Annotated in this window: 19 protein-coding genes; 11 read left to right on the top strand and 8 right to left on the bottom strand. The window is 63.1% G+C overall.

All coding sequences use genetic code 11. The features are described from left to right. Positions 1–1,053 (bottom strand): LacI family transcriptional regulator, encoded by a 1,053-nt coding sequence (locus ACFSQT_RS03495; protein WP_379017035.1) that lies wholly within the window; start codon positions 1,051–1,053, stop codon positions 1–3. Between the two features lie 403 nt (positions 1,054–1,456). On the opposite strand from ACFSQT_RS03495, the gene ACFSQT_RS03490 reads away from it, so the two are divergent. The 7 genes from ACFSQT_RS03490 (at position 1,457) to mgrA (ending at position 8,815) form a co-directional block, all read left to right on the top strand. Next, complete coding sequence (locus ACFSQT_RS03490; RefSeq protein ID WP_379017034.1) at positions 1,457–2,695, top strand: ABC transporter substrate-binding protein; 1,239 nt, start codon at positions 1,457–1,459, stop codon at positions 2,693–2,695. 81 nt (positions 2,696–2,776) lie between these two features. Continuing rightward, the gene (locus ACFSQT_RS03485; protein WP_379017033.1) at positions 2,777–3,664 is read left to right on the top strand and encodes a carbohydrate ABC transporter permease; all 888 of its coding nucleotides are present in this window, start codon (positions 2,777–2,779) and stop codon (positions 3,662–3,664) included. Further along, entirely contained in the window at positions 3,661–4,593 is a 933-nt protein-coding gene (locus tag ACFSQT_RS03480; RefSeq protein WP_379017032.1) for a carbohydrate ABC transporter permease, read from the top strand. The genes ACFSQT_RS03485 and ACFSQT_RS03480 overlap by 4 nt, the downstream gene beginning before the upstream one ends. A 5-nt stretch (positions 4,594–4,598) precedes the next feature. After that, positions 4,599–5,696 (top strand): ABC transporter ATP-binding protein, encoded by a 1,098-nt coding sequence (locus ACFSQT_RS03475; protein ID WP_379017031.1) that lies wholly within the window; start codon positions 4,599–4,601, stop codon positions 5,694–5,696. Between the two features lie 51 nt (positions 5,697–5,747). After that, positions 5,748–6,494, top strand: a complete 747-nt coding sequence (locus tag ACFSQT_RS03470; protein ID WP_379017030.1) for a sugar phosphate isomerase/epimerase family protein — start codon at positions 5,748–5,750, stop codon at positions 6,492–6,494. An 11-nt stretch (positions 6,495–6,505) separates the two neighbouring features. Then, positions 6,506–7,648 (top strand): Gfo/Idh/MocA family protein, encoded by a 1,143-nt coding sequence (locus ACFSQT_RS03465; RefSeq protein ID WP_379017029.1) that lies wholly within the window; start codon positions 6,506–6,508, stop codon positions 7,646–7,648. Between the two features lie 120 nt (positions 7,649–7,768). Further along, positions 7,769–8,815 carry an L-glyceraldehyde 3-phosphate reductase gene (gene mgrA / locus ACFSQT_RS03460; RefSeq protein WP_379017028.1) on the top strand — a complete coding sequence of 349 codons (1,047 nt, stop codon included), beginning with the start codon at positions 7,769–7,771 and terminating at the stop codon, positions 8,813–8,815. Between the two features lie 99 nt (positions 8,816–8,914). Here the strand turns inward: mgrA and ACFSQT_RS03455 are convergent, their stop codons facing one another. After that, positions 8,915–10,012, bottom strand: a complete 1,098-nt coding sequence (locus tag ACFSQT_RS03455) for a S1 family serine peptidase (RefSeq protein WP_379017026.1) — start codon at positions 10,010–10,012, stop codon at positions 8,915–8,917. Positions 10,013–10,359: 347 nt separating this feature from the next. On the opposite strand from ACFSQT_RS03455, the gene ACFSQT_RS03450 reads away from it, so the two are divergent. After that, positions 10,360–11,454 (top strand): trypsin-like serine peptidase, encoded by a 1,095-nt coding sequence (locus ACFSQT_RS03450; RefSeq protein ID WP_379017025.1) that lies wholly within the window; start codon positions 10,360–10,362, stop codon positions 11,452–11,454. 167 nt (positions 11,455–11,621) lie between these two features. Beyond that, on the top strand, positions 11,622–13,436 hold the full coding sequence (locus ACFSQT_RS03445) for an MORN repeat-containing protein (RefSeq protein ID WP_379017024.1): 1,815 nt from the start codon (positions 11,622–11,624) through the stop codon (positions 13,434–13,436). 68 nt (positions 13,437–13,504) lie between these two features. Here the strand turns inward: ACFSQT_RS03445 and amrB are convergent, their stop codons facing one another. The 5 genes from amrB to ACFSQT_RS03420 form a co-directional block, all read right to left on the bottom strand. After that, positions 13,505–15,232 (bottom strand): AmmeMemoRadiSam system protein B, encoded by a 1,728-nt coding sequence (amrB, locus tag ACFSQT_RS03440; protein WP_379017022.1) that lies wholly within the window; start codon positions 15,230–15,232, stop codon positions 13,505–13,507. Then, on the bottom strand, positions 15,229–18,246 hold the full coding sequence (locus tag ACFSQT_RS03435; protein ID WP_379017021.1) for a hypothetical protein: 3,018 nt from the start codon (positions 18,244–18,246) through the stop codon (positions 15,229–15,231). Before ACFSQT_RS03435 ends, amrB begins: the two co-directional genes overlap by 4 nt. A gap of 16 nt (positions 18,247–18,262) precedes the next feature. Then, positions 18,263–18,970: a DUF4760 domain-containing protein gene (locus tag ACFSQT_RS03430; RefSeq protein WP_379017020.1), complete on the bottom strand. Its 708-nt coding sequence runs from the start codon at positions 18,968–18,970 to the stop codon at positions 18,263–18,265. Further along, on the bottom strand, positions 18,967–19,386 hold the full coding sequence (locus ACFSQT_RS03425; protein WP_379017019.1) for a hypothetical protein: 420 nt from the start codon (positions 19,384–19,386) through the stop codon (positions 18,967–18,969). Before ACFSQT_RS03425 ends, ACFSQT_RS03430 begins: the two co-directional genes overlap by 4 nt. A gap of 68 nt (positions 19,387–19,454) precedes the next feature. Further along, positions 19,455–21,659, bottom strand: a complete 2,205-nt coding sequence (locus ACFSQT_RS03420; RefSeq protein WP_379017018.1) for a caspase family protein — start codon at positions 21,657–21,659, stop codon at positions 19,455–19,457. A 251-nt stretch (positions 21,660–21,910) separates the two neighbouring features. On the opposite strand from ACFSQT_RS03420, the gene ACFSQT_RS03415 reads away from it, so the two are divergent. Next, positions 21,911–22,315, top strand: coding sequence for a Fur family transcriptional regulator (locus tag ACFSQT_RS03415; protein ID WP_095084745.1), 405 nt, complete (start codon positions 21,911–21,913; stop codon positions 22,313–22,315). A gap of 60 nt (positions 22,316–22,375) precedes the next feature. Here the strand turns inward: ACFSQT_RS03415 and polA are convergent, their stop codons facing one another. Beyond that, the gene (gene polA / locus ACFSQT_RS03410; protein WP_379017042.1) at positions 22,376–25,333 is read right to left on the bottom strand and encodes a DNA polymerase I; all 2,958 of its coding nucleotides are present in this window, start codon (positions 25,331–25,333) and stop codon (positions 22,376–22,378) included. Positions 25,334–25,755: 422 nt separating this feature from the next. Between polA and ACFSQT_RS03405 the strand changes: the two genes are divergently transcribed. Next, positions 25,756–26,275 (top strand): M20/M25/M40 family metallo-hydrolase (locus ACFSQT_RS03405; protein WP_379017016.1); only part of this gene is annotated, 520 nt, incomplete at its 3' end.

Below are 26,275 nucleotides of genomic sequence, written 5' to 3'. Positions count from 1 at the left end.
CTAATCTACCGAACGCCGATACGCCAGGACTTCGCTCGGTACGCTCAGGCTCTGCAGCGAGCCCGGTGTGGCGCCGCCGATCCAGCCGAGTACGGAACGGGCAAGCTCGGAGCCGGCCAGGCGGAAGTTCTCATTGACGACCAACAATTCCGGTCGGAACAGGTGCAGCAGGTCCGACGACTGCTTGGATACGACATCGACGTCACGGCCAAGCTTGAGGCCGGCATCCTCGATGCCGGCGACGATGGCCAGTGTCGCGGCTGCGGCGCTGCTGACGAAACCGTCCGGCCGGTCTTCACGGCGCATCACTTGCGCGGTCCGCGTTCTGATCTGCTCGATCGAATGGTCGATCGACACGGTGTTGAACGGGATTTCGCTGGCACCGACCTCGCTCAGCGCATCGGCAAAGCCGTTGACGGTGTGGGTATGGTAGGTCAGGCCGACGGGCGGCGACAGCAAAGCGAGCCGGCGGCGGCCGATGCTGGCCAGACGACGCACGGCTTCAACCGCGAAAGCGTAGTTGTCGAAATCATGATAGGGGTGGACCAGCCCCATATCGGTGCGGCCGTGCGTGGCAAAGGGAATTCCGTGCTCAAGCATGTAGCGAGCCCGGGGATCATTCGGCTGCGTGCGGGAGATGATGACGCCGTCGGCGGAGCCTGTCTCGACCAGATAGCGTATGGGGTCGAGCGGATCCTGGGAGCGTGAATAGGGCGTGACGATCAGGTGGTAGGGTGTGTCGGCAATGACCTCCGAAACGCCGTAGATGATGTCCGAGACGAAGCTCATGATCTCGCGCTCGGTGTTGAGCACAAGGCTGATGACATTGGTCCTGCCGGTGCGCAGGCGCACGCCGGCGCGGTTCGGCCGGTAGCCGATCTGCTTGGCGACGAGCTGGACGCGGCGCCTGGTTTCGGCGCCGATTTCCGGGGCGTCCTTCAAGGCGCGCGATACAGTGGTGACGCCGAGCCCGGTCATGAAGGCAAGCGTCTTCAACGTCGGCCGCCCCTGCGCCAACGCCTCTTCGTTCTTTTCCGTACGCCGTCTGTCCATTCGTCCCGCCCGTCAGGCGCATAGCAGCCGCAGGCCGGGCCGGCAATCGCCGCCACAGCGATACGATGTGCGTTCCAGCCCAGCGAAGCTTCATATACTGAAACGTTACAGATTGCCAATACCGAGGTGCCGGCCGCTCGTGGTGTGGCGCGCGGCTCTTTGCAAAACCCATTGGGATTCCAGAAGAAATCGCCCCTGTCACCGCCTTTTGCCGGCTTTCGCGCGCCATTTAGATGTTTGCACTGCAGCGACCCATGTTGCAGCGCACATAAGAGCGGCCGTTTCATACGAATTTGTTCGCGGCTCGAAAAAATCTCGAACTCGCTTCGTTCGTGGGGTTGCGCAGTCCGCGCAATTCCCGTATCGAAAATCTGTAACGTTTCAGATTCTGGGAGGAACCGAAATGCGATATAAGCTTTTGACCGCTGCGCTGGCAGCGACGGCGGCGCTTCAGTTTGCCGGTCCGGCCGCCGCGACGGACCTGGAAGTCACCCATTGGTGGACTTCAGGTGGCGAGGCCGCGGCGGTCGCGGAACTCGCCAAGGCATTCGACGCTACCGGCAATCACTGGGTGGATGGTGCCATCGCCGGTTCCGGCGGCACGGCGCGGCCGATCATGATCAGCCGCATCACCGGCGGCGATCCGATGGGCGCCACCCAGTTCAATCACGGCCGACAGGCGGAAGAGCTGGTGCAGGCCGGCCTGATGCGCGACCTTACCGACGTCGCCACCAAGGGCAAATGGACAGAGGTCGTGCGGCCGAAGAGCCTGCTCGACAGCTGCACCATCGACGGCAAGATCTATTGCGTGCCGGTCAACATCCATTCCTGGCAGTGGCTCTGGCTGTCGAACGAGGCCTTTGAGAAGGCCGGCGTGCCGGTACCGAAGGACTGGAATGAATTCGTGGCCGCCGCCCCGGCGCTGGAGAAGGCAGGCATCGTCCCGCTGGCCGTCGGCGGGCAGGCCTGGCAGTCCTCCGGCGCCTTCGACGTGCTGCTTGCCGCTGTGGGTGGCTCGGATGCATTCCTCAAGGTCTACAAGGACAAGGATGCCAAATTCGCCGCCGGTCCCGAAGTCGCCAAGGTCTTCAAGGCCGCTGACGATGCCCGCAAGATGGCAAAGAACACCAATGTGCAGGACTGGAATCAGGCCACCAACATGGTCATTACCGGCAAGGCCGGCGGCCAGATCATGGGTGACTGGGCGCAAGGCGAGTTTCAGGTTGCTGGCAAGACCGCCGGCAAGGATTATACCTGCCTGCCGGGCCTTGGGCTGAACGAAGTCATCGCCACCGGCGGGGACGCCTTCTACTTCCCGCTGCTCAAGGATGCCGACAAGTCCAAGGCGCAGGAGGTGCTGGCCGAGACCCTGCTCGATCCCAAGACGCAGGTCGCCTTCAACCTCAAGAAGGGCTCGCTGCCGGTGCGCGGCGACGTCGATCTCAATGCGGCGAACGACTGCATGAAGAAGGGCCTCGCCATCCTCGCCAAGGGCGCCGTCATACCGTGGACGGACCAGCTGCTCTCGCAGGATACCCAGAAGCAGAAGGAAGATCTTTTCGCCGAATTCTTCGCCAAGCCGGAATTGACCGTGGACGAGGCGCAGAAGCGCTTCGCCGACCTCATCGCTTCGGCAGACTGACGTTGGAGGCGACCCACATCGCTCCCGGCCTTGCGAACGCAGGGCCGGGAGCGCACCGCCCTTACCCAGCCGGCTGACGAGATGAGCAAGAGCGAACGCCCCAACCCGCTGTTCCGCAACCTCAATGCGAAGGTCGCCTCGATCCCGATGATCCTCACCGCCGGGGTGGTTTTCGTCGGCGGCACCCTTTGGACGGTGCTCTATTCCTTCACCAATTCGAAGCTGTTGCCGCGGCTGAATTTCGTCGGGCTCGATCAGTATTACCGGTTGTGGGTGACGCCGCGCTGGCTGATCTCGATCGAGAATCTTTTGATCTACGGCGCGATCTCGTTGGTGTTCTCACTGGTCATCGGCTTCCTCCTTGCCGCGCTGCTCGACCAGAAGATACGCTTCGAGGACACGTTCCGGACCATCTTCCTCTATCCCTTTGCGCTCTCTTTCATCGTCACCGGCCTTGTCTGGCAGTGGCTGCTCAATCCGGATTTCGGCATCCAGCATGTGGTGCAGGGGCTCGGTTGGGAGAGCTTCAGCTTCGACCCGCTCTACAATTCCAGCATCGTCATCTACGGCATATCGATCGCGGCACTGTGGCAAGGCACCGGGCTCATCATGTGCCTGATGCTGGCAGGCCTGCGTGGCATCGACGAGGATATCTGGAAGGCGGCGCGGGTGGATGGGATACCGATGTGGAAGACCTATCTGTTCATCGTCATCCCGATGATGCGGCCGGTCTTCATCACCACGCTGGTCATCATCGCCTCCGGCATCGTCAAGGTCTATGACCTCGTCGTGGCCCAGACCAGCGGCGGCCCGGGCATCGCCTCCGAGGTGCCGGCCAAGTACGTGTACGACTACATGTTCTTCGCCCAGAACCTCGGCCAGGGTTTTGCCGCCTCGACCATGATGCTGCTCTCGGTGGTGATCGTCATCGTGCCATGGGCCTATCTCGAATTCGGGCGGCGCAAATGAGCATGGCAAACACCACCGCTCCAACAATCGCTACCTCCAGCCAGGACATCGCCGGGCCCCACGGCCCGAAACCGCGCCGTATGCTTTCGCGCCGCAACATCTTCCTCTACGGCACGCTCTTTGTCATGGCGGCCTACTACCTCTTGCCGCTCTACGTGATGGTCGTCACTTCGCTCAAAGGCATGCCGGAGATCCGGCTCGGCAACATCTTCTCGCCGCCGCTCGAGATCACTTTCGAGCCGTGGGTCAAGGCCTGGTCGTCGGCCTGCACCGGCCTCAACTGCGACGGGCTTTCGCGCGGCTTCTGGAATTCGGTGCGTATCACCGTGCCGTCGGTGCTGCTGTCGATCGCTATCGCCTCGGTCAACGGCTATGCGCTCGCCAATTGGCGCTTCAAGGGCGCCGACACGTTTTTCGTCATCCTGATCGTCGGCGCCTTCATTCCCTACCAGGTGATGATCTATCCGATCGTCATCATCCTGCGCGAGATCGGCCTCTATGGCAGCCTCAGCGGGCTGGTCATTGTCCATTCCATTTTCGGCATGCCGATCCTGACGCTTCTGTTCCGCAACTATTTTGCCTCGATGCCGGAAGAACTGTTTCGGGCGGCGCGCGTCGACGGCGCCGGCTTCTGGGGCATCTTCCTGCGCATCATGCTGCCTATGTCGCTGCCGATCTTCGTCGTCGCCGTCATCCTGCAGGTGACCGGCATCTGGAACGACTTCCTGTTCGGCGTCGTCTACACCCGCCCCGACACCTATCCGATGACGGTGCAGCTCAACAACATCGTCAACTCGGTGCAAGGCGTGAAGGAGTACAACGTCAACATGGCCGCCACCATCCTAACCGGGCTTGTGCCGCTTATCGTCTATTTCATCTCCGGCAAGCTTTTCGTTCGTGGTATCGCCGCCGGCGCGGTGAAAGGGTGATGGCGATGACTGCAGCCAACGGCACCAGCGTTTCGATCCAGAACCTGTCGCTCAATTTCGGTGCGGTCTCGGTTTTGCAGACGCTCAATCTCGATGTCGCCGAAGGCGAGTTCATCGTGCTGCTCGGGCCCTCCGGCTGTGGCAAGTCGACCTTGCTCAACTGCATTGCCGGTCTGCTCGACGTCTCCGAAGGCCGCATCTTCATCAAGGGCAAGAACGTCACCTGGGAAGAGCCCAAGGACCGCGGCATCGGCATGGTGTTCCAGTCCTATGCGCTGTACCCGCAAATGACGGTGGAGAAGAACCTGTCCTTCGGGTTGCGTGTCGCCGGCACGCCGAAGGACGAGATCGCCAAGCGGATCGCGCGAGCGGCCGAAATCCTGCAGATCGAGCCGCTGCTGCAGCGCAAGCCGGCGGCGCTCTCCGGCGGCCAGCGCCAGCGCGTCGCGATCGGTCGGGCGCTGGTGCGCGATGTCGACGTGTTCCTGTTCGACGAGCCGCTCTCCAATCTCGACGCCAAGCTGCGCGCCGAACTGCGCGTTGAGATCAAGCTGCTGCACCGCAAGCTGCTGAACACCATGATTTATGTCACGCACGACCAGATCGAAGCGATGACGCTGGCCGATCGTATCGCGGTGATGAAAGGTGGCGTCATCCAGCAGCTCGATGCGCCGCAGACCATCTACAACCGCCCGGTCAACCGCTTCGTCGCCGGCTTCCTCGGCTCACCTGCGATGAATTTCATCGATGGCCGCCTGGAGAACGCGGACGGCGGTTGGCGGTTCGCGGCCGACACCCTCAAGATTCCGCTTGGTACTTATGACTTTGCCGGGGACCCAACTCCCGGCCCGGTCGTATTCGGTATCAGGCCGGAGCATGTCAGCCTGAACAATGGCACGGGCTGGCCGTTCTCGACTGCCGCCAATGTCGAGGTGGTCGAACCCATGGGCTCCGACACGCTGGTCTGGCTGAAGCTTGCCCAGCAGAATTTCAGCGTCCGGGTCACCGCGGAACGCACGCCCAACAACGATGAGGCGGTGACGGTCGGCTTCGATCCGATGCGCGCTTCGCTTTTCGACGCCGCAACCGGTACCCGCATCTAGCCCCGAGAATCATCCTTCCCACGACATCCCCAAGCAGAACGGACAGAGACGATGAACTGGTCATTCCAACTTTACAGCGCCCGCAATTTTCAGCCCTGGGAAGGCGTCCTCGAGACGCTCGGCAAGCTAGGCTACACCCAGGTCGAGGGCTTCGGAGGCGTCTATGATGATCCCAAAGCCTTCCGCGCCGAACTCGACAAGAACGGGCTCGCCATGCCGACCGGGCATTTCTCGATCGACGCGCTCGAGAACGATTTCGACGGCGTGCGTAAAATTGCCGACGCGCTCGGCATCACGCTGCTCATCTGTCCTTTTCTGATGCCCGACCAGAGGCCATCCGACGCCGCTGGCTGGCGTGGCTTCGGCGAACGCCTGGCCAAGGTCGGCGAGACCGCAATGAAGGCCGGCTATGGCTTTGCCTGGCACAACCATGATTTCGAGTTCAAGAAGCTCGCCGACGGGTCGGTGCCGCAGGATCTCATCCTCACGGCGGCGCCCGACATTGGCTGGGAAATGGATGTCGCCTGGGTGGTGCGCGGCCGCGACGATCCGCTGAAGTGGATCGATAAACACGGCAAGCGCATCAGTGCCGTCCACGTCAAGGACATGGCCAAGCCGGGCGAGGGGCTCGACGAGGACGGCTGGTCGGATGTCGGCCACGGCACGATCGACTGGGCCGGCCTGATCAAGGTGTTGCGCGCCAAGAGTGCGGCCCAATACTACGTCATGGAACAGGACAACCCGAACGACATCGAGCGCTTTGCCCGCCGCTCGCTCGCAGCCGTCAAGACCTACTAGGAGCAATCAGCATGGCAAAGAAACTTGGTATCGGCGTTATCGGCTGCGGCAACATCTCGAAGGCGTATTTTTCGCTGGCGCCGCTGTTTCGCGGCATCGAGATGCGCGCCTGTGCCGACATCAACATGGATGCGGCCAAGGCACGGGCGAAGGAGTTCAAGCTGCGCGCCGAGACCGTCGACGGGTTGCTGCAGGCGGACGACATCGACATCATCGTCAACCTGACCATCCCGGCGGTGCACTACGAGGTGTCCAAGCAGGTGCTCGACGCCGGCAAGCATGTCTATTCGGAAAAGCCGTTCGTGCTGTCGGTCAAGGAAGGGCTCGACCTGAAGGCGCGGGCGGAGAAGAAGGGGCTGCGCATCGGCTCGGCGCCCGACACCTTCCTCGGCGGCGCTCATCAGCTGGTCCGTGAGCTCGTCGACACCGGCAAGCTCGGCAAGATCACCAGCGGCACGTGCCACGTCATGGGCCACGGCATGGAGCACTGGCACCCCAATCCGGACTTCTTCTTCCAGCCGGGCGCGGGACCGGTGCTCGACATTGGCCCGTACTACATCACCAATCTGATCCAGCTGATCGGGCCGGTGAAACAGGTGGCGGCCTTCGCGTCGACGCCAGCCAAGGAACGCACCATCAGCTCAAAGCCGCGCGCGGGCGAAAAGATCCCGGTCAACACGCCGACGACCATCCATGGCCTGCTGGAGTTCGAGAACGGCGCCGTGGTCACGCTCAACACCAGCTGGGACGTCTGGGCCCATGGCCACGCGCCGATGGAACTCTATGGCGAGACGGGCACCGTGTTCGTGCCGGATCCGAATTTCTTCGGCGGCGACGTGCGCTTCACCGAAGACAGCAAGCCGGTCAAGAAGCTGCCGAAATGGAAACACCCGTTCGGCGTTCCCAATGAGATGCACTCGCAAGGCATGATGGCCAACTACCGCACCGCCGGCCTCGCCGACATGGCGGTGGCGATCGCGGAAGGCCGGCCGCACCGCTGCTCGATGGAACTTGCGCTGCACGCTGTCGACGTGATGACCGGCCTGTTGCGCTCCGGCGAAACCGGCAAGTTCGTCGCTATGCAGACCAGCTGTGACCGGCCGGCCGCACTTGGCGTCAAGGAAGCCAAGGAGCTGCTGGCGAAGAAGAACTAGACCGCACCCTCGACCCTCTCCCCGTTCCGACGCGGAGAGGGTAAGGGTGGGGGGCAGAGCCGACTCGCCGCGTTGTCGCGATGGCAGCCGACCGGCTCGCTTCCATTTGAGGATTTTCCCATGCCCTACACGCCCGCCGAAAGCCGCTACGAAAAAATGGTCTACAACCGCTGCGGTCGCTCCGGCCTGAAGCTGCCGGCGATCTCGCTGGGGCTGTGGCACAATTTCGGCAATGACACGCCGCACCGGACCAAGCAGGCCATCGCACGCAAGGCCTTCGACCTCGGCATCACGCATTTCGACCTCGCCAACAATTACGGTCCGCCGCCCGGTTCGGCCGAGACCGCTTTCGGAGAGATCCTGCGCACCGATTTCGCCGGCTACCGCGACGAGCTGATCATCTCGACCAAGGCCGGCTACGAAATGTGGCCCGGGCCCTATGGCGAATGGGGCGGGCGCAAATACATGCTGGCCAGCCTCGACCAGAGCCTGAAGCGGATGGGTCTTGACTATGTCGACATCTTCTATTCGCACCGCTTCGATCCCGATACGCCGCTGGAAGAAACGATGGGCGCGCTCGACCATGCGGTGCGCTCGGGCAGGGCGCTCTATGCCGGCATCTCGTCCTACAATTCGCAGCGCACGCGCGAGGCCGCCGATATCTTGAAGCAGCTCGGCACGCCTTGCGTCATCCATCAGCCGAGCTATTCGATGCTCAACCGCTGGGTGGAGGAGGATGGCCTGCTCGATACGCTGGAAGGGCTCGGCGTCGGCTCGATCGTGTTCTCGCCGCTGGCGCAAGGCATGCTGACCGACAAGTATCTCGGCGGCATTCCCGAAGGCAGCCGTGCCTCCCAGGGCAAGTCGCTGAAGACGGCCTTCATCAACGACAAGACCATCGCCAACATCAAGGCGCTCGACGCCATCGCCGGCAAGCGTGGGCAGACGCTGGCGCAAATGGCGCTGGCCTGGGTGCTGCGCAAAGGCAAGGTGACTTCGGCGCTGATCGGCGCCAGCCGGTCGGAGCAGGTCGAGGACTGCGTCGGCGCGCTCAAGGTGCTCGACTTCAGCGATGCCGAACTCGCCGAGATCGATAGCTATGCGCGCGAGTCCGACATCAATCTGTGGGCGGCCTCGGCCGAACGCAAAGGCCCGCCGAGGAAGTAAGCGGTTCGCTCGACAAGCCGGCAAACAAAACGGGCCGGCAAACAAAAACGGCGGGAACCCCTCCCGCCGTTTTTCACGCGAAAGCGAAATGGCCCTGCCTCAGGGCGTCTTCGGCTTCTGGGCGGTGCCCAGTCCCGCCTTGGGTTTTTCCGGCGCCGGCGCCGGGGTCTTCATCTTCGCATCGATCCAGCCCGTGTAGTTGGCCAACCGGGTGTAGATGCCGTAGGCGTCCTTGTGGCCGCAGGCCGCACTGCCGTCCGCCGGGCCTTCGCCCCAGCTGACGACACCGACCTGGACCGGGCCGTCGGCGCCGGTCATGAACAGCGGTCCGCCGCTGTCGCCGTTGCAGGCATCGCGCACGCCGCTGGTGGTGCCGGCGCAGATCATGTTGCTGGTCAGCGGGTCGGTCATGTCGGCGGCAATCGCGTTGGCGGCCGCATCGATGCCCTTTTCCGAGTAGCGCATGCGGTGGGACAGATCGCCCAAGGCTGCCTTCAGATCATGCGCATAGATGGCCTTGATGCCGCTGTTGCAGGCCTGGTTCGGCTGCAGGTCGAGGTCGGCAACCATCAGCGTGGTCGGAAAAGTGCCATCCTGCATCTTGCCCCAGCCGGTGACGGTGGTCTTGCCGGTATCGGGTGTCGCGCCATGGGTAAGCTTGATGGTCGGCGCATCGGCCGGCTCGGCAAGGCGGAGCAGGCCGAGATCGTTGTCGAGCGTCTGCTCGCTGTAGCCTTCGTTGACGATGACCTCCAGCACCTTGTGGCGCTTGCCCTCGCTGAGATCGGTGGCGCCAGTCAGCACGGTGACCGTATCAGGCGAAATCGGCCGGCCGTTGTCGTTGAGGCAGTGCGCCGCCGTCAGAACCCATTGCGGCGCGATCAGGCTGCCGCCGCAGAATTGGGCATTGGCCTGCGAGGCCGGGTTCTCGTCCAGCCTGTCGGTGGTGAGCAGCGCGACCTGGAAAGGATAGGCGCCCTTTTCGGCCTGGTTGCCGCCATAGACGCGATCGGCGCCGTCGGGATTTTCCGCCGCGGCCTTGGCCCTGGCATCCGCGACGCGGTGCATCGGCGAAACCGCCGCCTCCGGTCGGGCGGCACCTTCGTCCGCCTGGCTGGTGCTGACGCTGGCAAGAGCCGAGACGATGGCGAGCGCCGACGCGGCGACGATCGGCCTGAACCGATGGATGATGTGCACCTGAAATCCTCCTGAGACACGTTCCCGAACGAGCCAGCCCCGGCGCATGATCAACGAAACAGTCGCCAGCAAGCCAGGCGTGCTTCGCCGATTGCGTTCCCGTGCGGAACTCACTCAAAACCCTATAGCCCCCCACGGGCTACGTGGAAGCGATTTGTCATTCCAATGTTGTATTAATTTAGGCAGTATATTCGCACGGGCGTCTTTGGCGGGCCTTCGACAGACCGTATGGGGTGATGATCAGGTTCAGGCGCCGGTAACCAAACTCATTTTTCGGCTTCACCACGATCTCGACAATATTTCTGTATTTTGATCCAGTCCTTGCTGACTTTTGGGAGAGTCTCACCATGACAAAACTGACAAACGCTATCATTGCGTCCGCATTGCTTTCCACCGCAATGTGGACGGTCCCGGTTTTCGCCGCCGACCCTGGCTCCGCCAGCGCCGGCAATGGCGAAAGCATGCGGGATGTGACTGCAGGCGACTACAAGCCCGGGCGGGCAAAGCCAATCGCATCGCCGATGCTGACTGACGAAGACAGCCGCGCCGCGCCGCTTGCTGACGAGGCAACGGCTGTCAAATCCTATGGCATCGTCGGACGTTCCGCCGATGGCAAGGAGATCAAGATCGAGCCGAGCGAAGCGCTGCGGGAGCTTATCATCAAGGAACTGAATGCGCCGGCCAACGGAAAGGACGGGGCTCAGCGGAAGACCGAAGATCCCGACCTTGGCGAAGGCGAAGCCGGCCGCCAGGTTTTCGGCACCGACGATCGTGAGCAGGTCAAGAACACCAAGACCTATCCATTCTCGGCAATCGGCTATCTCGAAGCCAAATCGCCAAAGACGGGCAACTTCGGCAGCTGTTCGGCAACGCTGATCGGCCCGCGCACCGTGCTCACCGCAGCGCACTGCCTTTACAGCCATGAAGACAAGGACTGGCTCTCCGAGTATCTGTTCGTGCCAGGCCTCAACGGCAGCACTGCCGACGACGCGCCGTTCGGCGCCTTCACCTTTGAAAGCGCCTATGTGCTGCAGGGCTTCATCGACAACTACCAGGGCTATTATGGTTCGGTCATCCCGTGGGATCTCGGCATCATCACGCTGAAGCAGGATGTCGGCACCAACCTCGGCTGGCTGGGTTATGCCAACTATGACGATCTCGGCGACTTCACCGCCAACCTCGTCGGCTACCCCGGCGACAAGCCGATGGGCACGATGTGGAAGGCGAACTGCGAAGTGCATGCCGAAAACATCGCTCCGGAGTATTTCCAGTATGACTGCGATACGTTCCCGGGGTCGAGCGGCAGCTCGGTCTATGCCTACGACAACAAAGCCAAGCAGCGCATCATCACCGGCGTCAACGTGGCGGAAAGCCCCGACGCGAACACCGCCGTGCGCCTGAACGCCGCCAACATCCAGTGGATCAACAGCCTGTATAAATAGTCGCTGCGCCATCACTGTGGAGACAATGGGCGGCGGGCAACCCCGCCGCCCTTTTCATGCCGATGCTTCCATGCGGCTTCTCTTGCACGAGGCCCGCTCGCCGACTACGCTTAAGGGGCCAAGGGGTTGGCTTCCAAGGGGCTCAAGGGATGGCGCGGGCAAGGGCAGTGTTCGGGATCGCGGCCGCATCGATGCTGGCCGCGTTAACGCTGTCGCCGGCTTTCGCCGATCCGGCGACCGCACCTGTTGGTGGCGCCTGGGCGGAACGGGTGCAGATCCTCTACCAGTCGGACACACGCTCGGTGCTGCGCAGGATGGTCCGTGTGTGGGACTTCCATCCGGAGAAGAATCTCGACTTCGTCTGGGAACCGGCGGCGGGCCAGTCGCCCGACCGGACGATCGCCGAAGACGGCACCATCACCGGCAAGGGCAGACTGGTCTGGCGGGTGCGCGGCTCGGCGAGCTACGATCCGAAAACCGTCTATTCGAGCTATTTTGGCGACGTCCGGAATGGCCGGCCCGACGGGCAAGGCCGGCTTGAGCTGCGCTCGGGCGAAGTTTTCGACGGACATTGGCTCGCCGGGGAACTCAACGGAAAGGGCATCCATGTCGATGCCGACGGCAATCGCTATGAGGGGCAGTTCGTCGCCGGCGCGCCGAATGGCCAGGGGCGGCTGCTGTCAAGGACCGGCGAGATTTTTGCCGGCTCATTTGTCGACGGGTTGAAGAACGGCAAGGGCCGCACGCGACTGGCCGGCGGCACCGTCTACGAGTCGCAATGGGCAATGGGCAAGGAGGTCGGCGGCTCCCGCCCCGACGTGCTGGCCGACGCCAGGGTCGGCGGGCTGCTCAAGGCGCAGACCGGCGGTGGCGACGCCGACAAGGTCGAGATCGGCGTCGCGGTCGACCAACGCATGACCCAGCAATCCGACATGCAGTACCAGCATCTGGTGCGCGACGAAGACATCGCGATCTATCCGGAGGCGGATCAATACAACGACGCCTGGAACGGCACTGGGCAGATCGGCACCAACAATGTCTATGGCAGCACGGACTGGGAGGATACCCCGGCCTTTGCCGAAGTCGACCTGAAGACTTCAGACCAATCCAGGGTCAAGCTCGACAGTCTGGAAATGAAGGTTGCGTCGAGCGATGCCTATCGCAAGCCGATGCTGTCGATATCGGAGCATTTCGGCTGCGTCGGCTTCAGGCCGGATTTCTCGATCGTCAACAATGGCTGGGGTGACGCCAAGGACATGAAGATGTCGATCCAGTTCACCACGGTCGACGACGAAGGCAATCCGACCGGCGAGCCCAGCCGCATGTTCAGCAAGGATATCGGCAGTTTCGGCGAGGGCGTCGACGTGTCGATTAAGAGCGTGCTCACAGAGGCCGGTGTCGACACGGCCAGCCTGGAGACGGGGCGCTTTCCCTGCCCTTCCGTCGACAGTCTCAATGTCTGCCGCAGCCAGCTCACCAACAAGATCAAGTTCGGCGAGGTCGCCGACTATCTCGGCAATCTCCAGCAGGCGATGACGCTGAATGCGATCGGCAAGTTCGACTATTCCTGGGCGGACGACCAAGGTCATGTTTACCAACAGAGCGAGCCGTTCCGCACGTCCATCACCATGGCGGTTTTAGAGACACCGGAAGCGATGGCCGAATGCGGCGATGGCGGCGGCGGCACGCCGGAAGCGATGCGCTACCAGAACATCGAGTTCCCGATCGGCAAGCACGACTACACCATCGCTATGCCGGTGCGCGGCAACAAGAAGATCAGCGCCTACACGGCGCGGCTGAAGATGTGGTCGTCGATGTCGTCGATCCATAGCTTCAGCATCGCGGCGCATTTTGCCGATGGCAGCGTGCGCGAGAGCAAGCCGGTGACCTTCTTCTATTTCCGGCCGAAGCAGTCGTTGTTCGAGACCAAGACCGAGCCGGCCGCCTGCTATCTGCCGCGCGATATGGTCGGCTGCGGTTAGGGTGCATTGATATACAGGTGATGCCGGCCTGCAAACGGTAGCTTCCCGCGCTTCCGGTCTGGAAGGGCCTATTTGCGACCCATCTCGAAATAGTTGGGTAGCGGAATGAGCCTCGTGAAGATCGTGCCCTGGGCGAAGACGCGCAATTCCAGCATCGATCCCGACGACCGCTCGGCGCTCTGGTCGAAGAGGAAGTTGCCGAGCGAATAGACCTCCGCCACATCGCCGCCGGCAAGCGGAACGATCGCCTCGCTCGACACATGCGGATGACCGCCGACGATGGCCGAGACGCCGCGCAGCCGCATCTGGTCGGCAAGCATGTCTTCGCGAACGGACGGTTCGGTCCTGTACTCGCGGCCCCAGTGGACGAAGGCGACCACCGGCCGCACGGCATTCTCGTGCAGCAGCCGGTCAAGCAGAGCAGGGGTGAGCAGGTCGGTGTTCTTCGAACCGTTGGTGTCGATGTCGGTGAGCCCGACAAGGTCGAAATCGGCAAGCGCCAGCGTCTCGCCCTGGCCGAAATGCGCGATGCCGGCCTCGTCCAGGGCGCGCAGCGTCTCGGCATAGCCTGACGGGCCGAGATCATAGGCGTGATTGTTGGCGAGGCCGACGCCGGCGACATGCAGCCTCTTCAGCATGTCGACGGCCAGGCCTTGCGGCATCGCCAGCGTCATGTCGTCGATCGCTTCCGGCACGTTGGGCAGGATGACACCTTCGAGATTGACGATCAGCGGCCGTGAACCGGTTAGGGTCAGGACGCTGTTGACGATACGCTCGGCTACACCATCGCGGACCAGAATCTTCTTCATGGCGCGGCCAAAATTCACATCGCCGGCCAGATAGTAGACCTTGTCCTTCGGCCGTGCCGGGTTGCTGAAGCCGGGACCGAAGGCGCCGAACAGGGCCACGACATAGCTCGTGGTGCGCTCGACATAGTCCGACGTGTGTTCCTGCGAGTTCTCATTGGCGACGACCAGCGGCTGGGCGCTGAACAGTTCGCGCTGCAGCCTGGTCTGGATGTAGAGCGCGCCAACGGAATCTGCATGTTCGGGCTGGCGAAGGGATGCAATGCCGTCGAGCGAGCCGGCGGCCAGAATGTTCAGCGTCTGCTGGTCGAAGCGCCGTGCGTCATGCTGCGGCAGATAGTGCGAGAAGTCGGTCGATTCGACGATCAGCGTGTCCTGGTCGACGATCGGCTTGAGCGCCTCGGCCAGCCTGTCCCAGTCGCCACGCCTTGCCCTGACCGACATCGCGACGGGCACGATTTTCGCCTCGGGAAAATAATGGTGCAGGAATGGCAGCATGGCGCGCACGCCATGTTCCTTGTCGAACAGGCAGGACTCCTCGACTATGTCGCCGTTCATCTCAAGGCGCCGCACCGCTGGCGCGTCGGCGGCGACCGGACCAACCACGGTATCGAAGCCGCGCAGCGTGGTGGCGTACAGTTTGCGGGTCTTATGGAAATGGTCCGGCGACAGGATGACGATGCGCTTGTAGCGGAAGCCGGACGCCGCCCGGAACCCGAGCGCGACCAGGTCGGCGGTCAGCAGATGGTGCGGCACGGTGATGCCGGTCAGCCGCTGGTTTGATGGCTCGACATTGGCGACGCTGGCGATGGCGTCCTTGAACAGCGTGGCGTCGTCGTAGAAGGGCGGGAAGTTTTCGGCGCCGGGTGGGCAGGCAATGGATGCGGCGAAGGCGGGGAGGGGCAGGGCAAAGAGGAAGAATAGCGTTGCGGCGATTGCCGGCCACAGTCGGGCGAGACGGGTACCTTGGCGCAGACCTGGTCCTCTCATGGCTCGGCGAGCACGATGTTCTCCACGCCGCCGACATAATAGAACGGCTTTTGCTTCGACGACGTCAGCCGCACCACCTCGCGCGAAATGTAGTCGGCAAGGCCGAACAGCGTGACGCCGCCGTCGGACGTCCTGGCCTTGCCACGCAGGCCTTCGAGGATCGAATAGGTGAAAACGCCGTGGCCGAGTTCGGGCAGTTCGGCGGCGGTGTTGTTGGCGGCGGTGGCCGAAAACACGACGATGCGCGCATCCTGCGCATCCTTTTCCAGGCGCGGATTGAAGGCGTTGGCGGCATGGCAGGTGTCGAGCAGCATGAAGCGCATGCCCTTGGCCCGCTCGACCGATTTCTGGATGTCCGACCAGTCGACAAGCGAGGAGCGCTTCCAGCGCTCGGCATCCTGTTTGCGGCCGTCGGTCGGGATGAAATAGTAATCCTCGTCGATGTTTATGCCGTGGCCGGCGACGAAGATGATCGTGGTGTCGTGCTCGCCAGGTCTGTCGAGGAAATCGGCGAGCTGGTCGTCGATCGTGTCCGAGTCGGGCTCCATGATGTCGTCGGCGCTGGCGACGGTGTAGGCCTGCTTGGCCGTGTCGGGGGGCTCGTCGAGCGCTTCGCGGTTGACCAGCACCAGCGTCTCCATCGATGAGAACAACGGTGCCGATTTCTGTGCAATCACCTTGAGGAACTCGGTGGCATCGTCGACGGGATAGCGCAGGTCGCAGGCGTGGCCCGAACAGGCGTCGGCCAGGAACGGATATTTGTCGACGCCGATGACCGCGACATAGAGCTTGCCCTTGGCCTCGGTCTTCTCGGTCTTCCTCGCCAGCGCCGTAACGCTGCGCTCGGTCAGGTAACCGAATTCGTTGGTGCCGGTGATGCGGATGGTGTTTTCGCCATTCTCGACCGGTATCTCGACGATGGTGCTGTTGCCGTCCACCGAGCGGGCGGTGACATCGCCGACATTGCGGCTGTTCGACAGGATCGAGAAGCCGGCGACATCGGTCCCGGCTTGCCTGGCGCCAGTGATCTCGACGGCAACATAGCCGTCACGGACCTTGCTTTGGTCGTCGGCGAGGCGGATGTCGAACTCCGGTGGCTTGCGCTGCAGCAGCTTCTGCAGCTCGTTGTCGACGCCCGGCCGCATCTCCTTGACCGCCAGTTTGGCGCTGCGCAGGATGATGGCGCGACGCACCATTTCCGGGCTCCAGAGATATTTCTTGAGCTGGCCGGCGCGGATGAAGCGGCCTTCATGGTCGCGGCCCTGGTTGACCTGCCAGCCGATCAGCTTGTCGCCCTCGTCGGAGGAATAGTAATAGCCCTGCGGCATCCAGGTGATCCATTGCGAGCCGGCAAAGAACATCGAGACGATCAGCTCGTGCGTTTTCAGGTTCCACAGCCGGAGCGTCTGGTCGGCGCTACCGGTAACCAGCAGGCCGGCTTTATCGGAAGCGACCAAGGCGTTGATCTCGCCGGTATGGCCGGTGAATTCGCCCGACATTTTCGCGGTTGCGGTCCGATATTCGAGCAGGGTGCCGTCATTGCCGCCGGTGATCAGGCCAAGGCCATTGTCGACCAGCGTGAAGGCCGAATGGACAAAGCCATTGGTGGCATCGTTCTCGATGCTGCGCACGATTTTGCCGCCATTGGCGATCTCCAGCACCGCGTTTTCGAGCCCGTCCTTGCCTCCCTCCCTGGCGCGCAGCGACCACTGGCCGTCTGTCAACGCGGCGCGGGCAAACGAGTCCGGCTCCGTCAGTGGGTGCGGATCTTCGAAGAAGCGCTCGGTGGTCGGCAGCACCAATTTGTTGTCCAGCGCGCCTTGCTGTTCGGGACAGGCAACCCGATCCGGACAAGGGTTGGCATTGCCCCAGGCGATGACGTCGTTCGCCGCGTCGATGCCGACGGCGGTCACCGGTTCGCCCACGCCCTGCAGCAGCGCCTTGCGCTCGCCGGTCGCGGGGTCCCAGACCTGGATGGCATTGCGGGTGCCGCCGCCGGTTGCCACCAGCGAGCCATCGGCATTGGCGGCGCTGGCATAGACCGTGCCGTCATGGCCGGTATAGTCGAGTGTCTTTTCGCCGGTGTCGATGTTCCAGACGACGGAGCGGTGCTTGTCGACGCAGCGATGGGCGCAGGAGGCGACCAGCCGCACTCCCCTGGCAAAGGTCAGCGAGCCGATGAGGAAATCCTGCTTCGGCATGGCGCGCACCAGCGTGCCGTCGGCTGCATGCCAGAGCTGCACCTGCCCGTCCTTGCTGCCGGTGGCAAACAGGCTGCCATCCGGCGACACGGCCAAGGCCATGACACTGATATCTCGCAGCGGCTCGGCCTCGGCCGGCAAGGCGATCTCCTCGCCTTTTGCGACGTCGAAGAGCCGGATGCCATTGTCGGTGGTGGTCGCCGCCAGCCGGGTTCCCGCGGCGGCGAAGGTGAGTTTGTCGATGTGCCAGGAATCGGCGTCGAGTTTCTTGTCCAGTGTCCAGCCGGTCGCGGATTTGTCGTCCTGTTTCCACAAATAGACGACGCCGTCGGCGCCACCGGCGGCCAGGATCGTTCCATCGGGAGAGAAGGCGAGGTCGTAGGTTGCGTAGTCGGCGGCCTTCAACACGGCCTTCATCTTGCCGGTGGCGAAGTCGAACAGCCGGATGTCGCCATAGGGCGGCTTGTCGCCGAGGCTGGCGCCGAAATAGCCGCCGGCGGCGATCGTCTTGCCATCCGGCGCGACCGCGACCGCGAAGATCTTGCCGTCGCTGCCATTGCCGAGATAGCCGCGGATGGTGCGCAGCGTCACCCCGCTCCGCCAATCCCAGATGCGGATGGTCTTGTCGTTCGATGCCGAGACGATGTCCTCGCCGTCGGGCGTGAAGGCGAGGTCGTTGACCTGCGCGCTGTGGCCGCCGGTGTCGAGATCGAGGTGGAAGTCAGGCGCCTCTTCGGCGCGAGCAGCCGACGCGACAACAAGTGCACCGGCCATTGCCAGCCAGCGGCAGGCGCGCATGAGGCGGACGCTCATGGCGAGGTTTCCATCGTTATTTGGCTTCGGCCGTCGGCGGCCCATCGCGGACATAGGCCTCGATCGCCGTCGCGAAAGTGGGTGAGCCCGTCTTGCGCTGCTTGTCGACATAGCCGGCAAAATAACTCCAGAACGAGACGGCGTAGTCGCGGAAATAGGCATCGGTAACTTTGCGCGAACACAGATCGCCTTCGACGCAGAAGGACAGGCGGTTGAGGAAATAGACGATGCGGTCGAAGTTTTCGCTGAAATCGGCAAGCGGCATGTCGCCACCACTGGCGGTCATCGCCTCGATGCCGATCCGCTGCCGGAACACCTGCTCCTCGGTCGGCGAGGGGTTGGCGCTGAGCAGATTGTCGTATTTGGCGTTGAGGGCCGCAAGACGATCTTTCAGCGCGCGCTGCGCCTGCTGGTAGTCCTTGGTTTCCCAGAGCTCAACCAGCGACATGGTCTGCTCGACGCGCTTCTGCTCCTGGTTGGCGAGGAACTGGTAGATCGAGAACATCAAGGTGAAGATGATGGCCAGACGCACCAGCAGGCCCGACCAGGCATAGGCCAGCATGCGCCAGTCGCGGTCAGTGAACGGGTTCGATTCCTTCTTGATCTCGTGGCTGCTCGGCCAGGGAAAACCCTCGGTGGTTTCCGGCAAAGCCGGCTTCGCGGCTGGCGCCTTTGCGGGCGCGGCAGCCACTGTTTGCCTGGTACTGGCCGCCGGCTTCTTCATTGGCAGCTGTCCAGTTCAATGGTGGCGGAGGGATCCAGCACGATGCCTGGCGCCTCCAGCTGCTTTTTCAGACATTCCAGCTGCAGGCGCGAAATCATGAACTGCACGTCGGGCTCCGCCGCCCCCTTGTTCGGTGACGGCAATGCCTCGACGACGCCGCGCGAGGCGCAGCCGCTGAGATCGACCACGACAGCGCCGTTGCCGCTTTTGGCGATCTGGTCGTATTGATCGAGAAAACAGGTCGCCAGCTCGGAATTGGTGACGATCTGCTTGACACACAAGCCGCAAGCCTCGTCCGCTGAAGCATTGGCGATCAGCGACAGGCTACCAGCAAGGCCGGCAATCGTTCCACGCCAGGTAAACACGGAGTTCTTCACAATCGATCCTATCCACTTCATCCCGCCGTCATGCGCCATGGCAGCGGCCGGGATTGTTCTCATATCGCGCCGATCGCGCAAGAGCCGGCTGTTGTGCCGGCATTCGTTCAGGCGCGTGGCACCGTCTCCATCGGGAAGATCATCACCGCGCCCTTCGGCCCGCTCTTGTCGGCAAGCCGCATCACCGAGCGGGTTGCCGGCGCCATGCCGATATCGGTCAGCATGTCCGAGAAGCTGGCAGGCCCCAAGCCGCGCGTCATCGACGCGACACCATCCTGCGCCAGGAAGCTCAGATCCTCCTTCTCGCTCTCCGGCGGCGCCTCGGTCAAAACCGCGATCATCCTTTCCATGCCGAAGCTGGTGTCGGTGAAGGCCAGCAGCCCCTCCTCGAGCGTGGCTTGCGGCGCGAGGCGTTCGGCGACGATGTGGGTGATCGAATAGTCGCTGCCGACATAGAGCACGTTGATGTCGACCAGCAGATCAGAGCCGTTCCTGGCCAGCACATGCACTTCGTCGCCCGGCGAGACGCGAGGCACCACCGAAGCCTGCAAGGGTTCGAGGCCATCCTTGTCCCGGCGTTTGACCTGGAACTGGACGTCGACGTCCTCGGGCTTGTAGTCGGAGGCCGCCGCCAGCCGCGACAGTCCGGTGGCGCGGAAGATGGTGCGCAGATTTCTGGTCGTGGCATCGACAAGTTTTTTCCGGTCATCCATGTGAATGATGATCAGCGGCGGCTTGCTGCCGTCTTTCAAGGTCACGTCGCCCGAGGCCGGCAGGAACCACAGTGCCGGCTTGTCGGTCGCGTCCTTGCCGGCGCCGGCGATGGCATTCTCGCGCATCACCGCAAAGCGAAGCTCGGCGCTCCTGCCGGGGTCGACCAGCTCGATGTTGAAGCCGGTCTTCTTGGCCGTGGCCAGTTCGTCGAGAACCGAATTGACGAGAGCGGTTTCCTTCTCAAGTCCCTTCGTCGCGGCCGGCCGAGCGACGACGAGCTTGTAGTCGACAGCGATCTCGGCAGCCCGCGCATAAGCGTTGGCCGGAATGTCGGCCACCTTGAGCGCCGGCTTTTTGTCGAACTCGACCGGCTTGACGCGGCTTTCCAGGTTCTTGGCCGACTGCACCTCGAGATAGCCGACCGCGTCGGAAAGCGGCGACAGCGCCGAAGGCAGGATGGCGAGCTTGCTGCCGGGGGTGAGGCGATGCAGCAGCCCGGCGCCGATCGTCGCCTCACCGTCCTTGATGACAACAGGCCACTGCATGACCGCGTCGGTCTTGTCGGTGCCGAACACGCGGGCGTCGAGTTCGCCCTCGAACAGGGGCGTCGGCCGTGTACGGCTGTCGGCGGAATATTGCTGCAGCACGGCCTGGCCGAGCTGGCGATAGGTGACGTTCGGGTTCTCGGCCAGCTTCGACAGGATGGTGAAGGTGAACAGGCCGAAGCGTGGTGCATCCGTCGTGCCCTTGGGCAGCGGCATCTCCGGCGTCGTCTCCACCGTCTGCGCGGCATAGAAGGCGACCAGCTTGCCCTTGGTGATCGGTTCGCCGCCGGTCGGTGTCAGGTTGAAGGCGGGCTTGCGCGTGCCGTTCTCGTCGACGCCGCGCGAGCGGGCGGCGGATGTCACCTCGTCATAGGCCTTGATCGCAGCGGCCCGCTCGGCCTCGCTGCCGCCAACCAGGTCGGCGAACTCGACCTTGCGCTCCATTTCGTCGTGGACTTCGACCGCGCGGGTCGCGGTGCCGGAATGGCAGCAGTCGAACACCACCCAGACGAAGGCGCCCTTGTTGCGGATGGCGTCAAGCGCGGCACCGATCTCGTTGTCGACCAGCGCATTCGGCACGCCGGCATCGCGGTTGATCCATTTGTCGATGTCGACGGGCAGGAAGATTTCGTCGAGCCCGTCGGTCTCGTCGCCCTTGATCCTCTCCGGCTGCTGGGCGCCGTGGCCGGACAGATGCAGATAGACGAAATCGTCGCGCTGAACCTTGGCCGCGAGGTCGGCCAGTGCGGCCTTGATCGCGGCATGGGTTGGCAAGCCATTTGCGCCAGGCACGTCCTTGGCGAGCAGCGTGACATTCTCGGGCGCGAACCGCACCGGGTCGGGCACGTTCTTCAACAGGTACTCGTGGACGAGGCCGGCATCGTTCTTCGGCCCGATCAGCCAGTTCCTCTGCGGCAGGTTCGGATATTCGGTGCAGGCGACCAGCAGCGCATGATAGGTGCGCGATGCGGCCATGGCCCGGAACGACACCATGCCGGCCATCGTCAGCGCGGACGTGCCGACAAGCAGCGTCCGCCGCGTCAATGTGATCATGATTGCTTCCCCAAGCCCGATCGAATTTCCCAAGCGCGGCAATCCTTGCCGAAGATTTTGTCAGTATTTTGAATGTCGCATCGTAGAGCAACCCGCCTGTTACCCCGCACTGTCGACGGTTCTCGACAGCCTTGCGGGCAGAGATGTTGGAAACAGTAGCAAAAATGCCTGTTCGTCGCTATCTGGATGGGACAGGGATCGTTTGCGCACGGAAATGCGCAAGCGACGCAAGACGAGTTGGAAACAGGATGATGGCGGCAAGGGATGTGCTGACGAAGAACCAGTTGTGCGTGCTCGAGAAACTCGAGGCCGCCAGTGGGCCGCTCAGCGCCTATACCTTGCTCGACCAGCTGCGCGAGCGCGGTTTTCGCGCGCCGCTGCAGGTCTACCGGGCGCTCGACACGCTGGTGAAGTCCGGCTTCGTGCATCGGCTGGAAAGCATCAACTCCTTCGTCGCTTGCGCTGAGCCGCACGACCACAGCCATTCGATGACCGCCTTCGCCATCTGCGACACCTGTGGGCAAGTGACCGAAATGTCCGACCACGATGTCGACCACCGGCTGGACGAATGGGTGCGCTCGACAGGCTTCGCCGCCAAGAAGGCGGTGATCGAGTTTCGCGGGACGTGTGCCAAATGTCTGGCCGAAGCGGCTTGAGGTGCGCTGATATTCAGGTGATGCCGGCCTGCCTTTGACTCAACTCACCTTGAGTTGGCGCTAATGCGCCTCGTCCCAGTTGTTGGCGGCCCGCGCGTCGACGTGCAGCGGCACCGACATAGACACGGCCGGCATCGCCGCGTTCTCCATGACGTGGCGCACGACGGGGATCGTCGCCTCGACTTCCGCCTCGACCGTCTCGAAGATCAGCTCGTCATGCACCTGCAATAGCATGCGGGCGGAGAGCTTTGCCTTCTCCAGCGCCTCGTCCATGCGCACCATGGCGCGGCGGATGATGTCAGCGGCGGTGCCTTGCAGGCGGGCGTTGATCGAGGCGCGCTCGTTGAACGCGCGGATCGAGGGGTTGGAGGATCTTATGTCAGGATAGTGGATACGGCGGCCGAAGATCGTTTCGACGAAGCCGTGCTCGCGGGCATAGGCCTTGGTCTCCTCGATGTAGTCGCGGATGCCAGGGAAGCGCTCGAAATACTTTTTGATGTAGTTGCTCGCCTCCTCGCGCGGGATCGACAGCTGGTTGGCGAGGCCGAAGGCGGAAATGCCGTAGATGATGCCGAAATTGATCGCCTTGGCGCGTCGGCGGACTTCCGAAGGCATGCCCTCCACGGGCACGTTGAACATTTCCGATGCGGTGATGGCGTGGATGTCCGCTCCGTCGGCAAAGGCCTGCCGCAGCTGCGGGATCTCGGCGACATGGGCGAGCACCCGCAATTCGATCTGGCTGTAATCGGCCGAGACCAGCCGGCTGCCCTTGTCGGCGATGAAGGCTGTCCTGATCTTGCGGCCTTCGGCGGTACGCACCGGAATGTTCTGCAGGTTCGGATCGGAGGACGACAGCCGGCCCGTCGTCGTCGCCGCCAGCGCATAGGAGGTGTGGACGCGCCTGGTGTCCGGATGAATGAAACCGGGCAGCGCATCGGTGTAGGTCGATTTCAGCTTGGTCAGCTGGCGCCAGTCGACGATCTTGCGCGGCAGTTCGTGGCCTTCGGCGGCGAGATCCTCCAGAAGCTGCGCCGAGGTCGACCATTGCCCGGTCTTGGTTTTCGAACCGCCGGGCAGGCCCATGCGACCGAACAGGATGTCGCCGAGTTGCTTGGGCGAGCCGATGTTGATGCGCTCGCCGATGAGCTGGTAGATTTCCTCTTCCAGCCGGGCGGCGCCCTGCGCCAGTTCGCCAGAGAGCCGCGACAGGATCTGCCTGTCGACCGAGATGCCGCGCTGTTCCATGCGCGCCAGCACCGGCACCAGCGGCCGCTCCAGCCGCTCATAGACCGACACCAGGCCCTTGGCGGCGAGCCGTGGCTTCAGCACCAGCCAGAGCCGCAGCGTCACATCGGCGTCTTCGGCGGCATGAGCGGTCGCCCTGTCGATGGCGACCTGATCGAAACCAACGGAGCTTTTGCCGGAGCCGGTAACGTCTTTGAGCTGGAGAGGGGTGTGGCCAAGCCATTTCTCGGCAAGCTGGTCCATGCCGTGACCGTGAGGGGTGCCCGCATCGAGCACATAGGAGATCAGCATGGTGTCGTCAAAAGGCGCGGCATCGATGCCGTAGCGGCTCATGATAACAAGATCGTATTTCAGGTTCTGCGCGATCTTGAGAACCGACTTGTCCTCCAGCAGCGGTTTCAGCACGGCCAGCGCCTCGCGAAGCTGGATCTGGTTTTCGACCGCGCCGCCGCCGAGCAGGTCACCGTTGCCGCTCTTGTGGGCAAAAGGAATGTAGGCCGCGCGGCCGGGCGCCGTGGCGATGGACAGGCCGATCAACTCGGCCTGCATCGGATCGGCCGACGTCGCCCGCACGTCGAATGCTGCAAGGCCGGCTTCGGTTGCCTCAGCGACCCAGGCTTTCAAGGTCGCGACATCGCGGATGCAGTGATAGGCCGAAATATCGATCTTGCGGGTGGCCGCGCTCTCCAACCGCAGCGCGGCGAGCAGGGAAGGGGTGTCGCCGCTGATGGGTTTCTCGGTCCCCGGCGCCCGGTCCGCCGCGCCGTCTTCGCCGGCCCCGGCAGGTCGGATCGCGCCGGGAGTTCCGGCGCCGACATCGGGGCCATGCGCGGCGTCGGCACGCTCGACGGTCACCGCGACGGCCTGGACATCGCCGGCCTCGGTGCCGGTCGCTTCCGCCACGCGGCGGGTCAGCGAGGTGAATTCCATGGTCTTGAGGAAGCCGATCAGCTTCGGTCCGTCCGGCGCGTGCAGGACGAAGTCGTCCAGCCCCTCGGCCACCGGCACATCGTTCTTCAGCGTCACCAGCTGACGTGAAATGCGCGCCTTGTCGGCGTTGGCGATGATCGATTCGCGCCTCTTGTCCTGCTTGATCTCGCTGGCGCGGGCCAGCAGCCCGTCGAGGTCGCCGAACTGCTCGAGCAACTGCGCCGCTGTCTTCGGCCCGATGCCGGGCACACCGGGCACATTGTCGACGGAGTCACCGGTCAGCGCCTGCAGGTCGACCATCTTTTCCGGCGGCACGCCCCATTTCTCGATGACTTCCGGAATGCCGATCTGGCGGTCCTTCATCGGGTCGTACATGCCGACCGTGTCGCCGACCAACTGCATCAGGTCCTTGTCGGAGGAGATGATGGTGGTGTCGCCGCCGGCCTCGCAGGCCAGCCTGGCATAGGTGGCGATGAGATCGTCGGCTTCGTAACCTTCGATCTCGATGCAAGGCAGGTTGAACGCCCTCGTCGCCTGGCGGATCAGGCCAAATTGCGGGATCAGGTCTTCCGGCGGCGCCGAGCGGTTGGCCTTGTATTCGGGGTAGAGATCGTTGCGGAAGGTTTTTGACGAATAGTCGAAAATAACGGCGAAATGCGTCGGCACAATGCCTACATCGGTGTTGCGGGCATCCAGCATCAGCTTCCATAGCATGTTGCAGAAGCCTGAAACGGCGCCGACCGGCAGGCCGTCGGATTTGCGGGTCAGCGGTGGCAGTGCATGATAGGCACGGAAGATGTAGCCGGAGCCGTCGATAAGGAAGAGGTGATCGCCTTTTTTCATGTCGGCAGGGATAGCGCGGCTCGATGCCGCGGTCCATGCCAAAGGCACTGGCACCCACCCGGTTCCGACAACACCCTGACAGACGGCTGACAGGCCGGTTCGCTCACGCGCATGTTACAAAAGTGTAATTTTCATGCCCTTGAATCGCCACGTTCAAAGACCCAAATAAAGTTCATCGGCAGTTTTCGCCGAGTCCGGAGTAAGGCCCGTCCCCCGCCTATACCGGACACCTGCGGCAGCCTATCCCCCCTCTCCGGGCTGCCGCATCGTTTCGAGTAGAAGGCCGCCGTGGTTCCCCCTCCACCACGGCGGTCTTTTTTTTACCCCGGACAGGCCTTCACAGCCGTGGTCCAATGATCACGGGCTTTTCGTTTTCCTGTCCTGCCTTTACGGTTCCGGCTCTGAATCGAAAGGCTTCGCAAATGTACGCAGTTTCCCCCGTCCTCGACCGTCTCGACAAGAATCTCGACCAGAGCCTCGAGCGCCTGTTCGGCCTGCTCAGGATCAAGTCGATCTCCACTGATCCGGCCTATGCCGCCGACTGCCGCAAGGCGGCGGAATGGCTGGTGGCGGAGCTCAAGCTGATAGGCTTCGAGGCCAGCGTTCGCGACACGCCCGGCCATCCGATGGTGGTTGCGCATCATGACGGGCCGGCCGGTTCGCCACATGTGCTGTTCTATGGCCACTACGACGTGCAGCCGGTCGATCCGATCGAATTGTGGGAAAGCGATCCGTTCGCGCCTGCCATCAAGGAGGTCGAACCTGACCACAAGGTGATCACCGGGCGTGGTTCGGCCGACGACAAGGGCCAGTTGATGACCTTCGTCGAGGCTTGCCGCGCCTGGAAGCAGGTGCATGGCAATCTGCCGTGCCGCATCACCATCCTGTTCGAGGGCGAGGAGGAATCCGGCTCACCGTCGCTGAAGCCGTTCCTCGAGGCCA

Source organism: Mesorhizobium calcicola (assembly GCF_042682105.1).
GTDB lineage: Bacteria > Pseudomonadota > Alphaproteobacteria > Rhizobiales > Rhizobiaceae > Mesorhizobium > Mesorhizobium calcicola.
The sequence above is the reverse complement of the archived record's forward strand: the minus strand, read 5'-3'. Positions and strand labels throughout refer to the sequence as shown.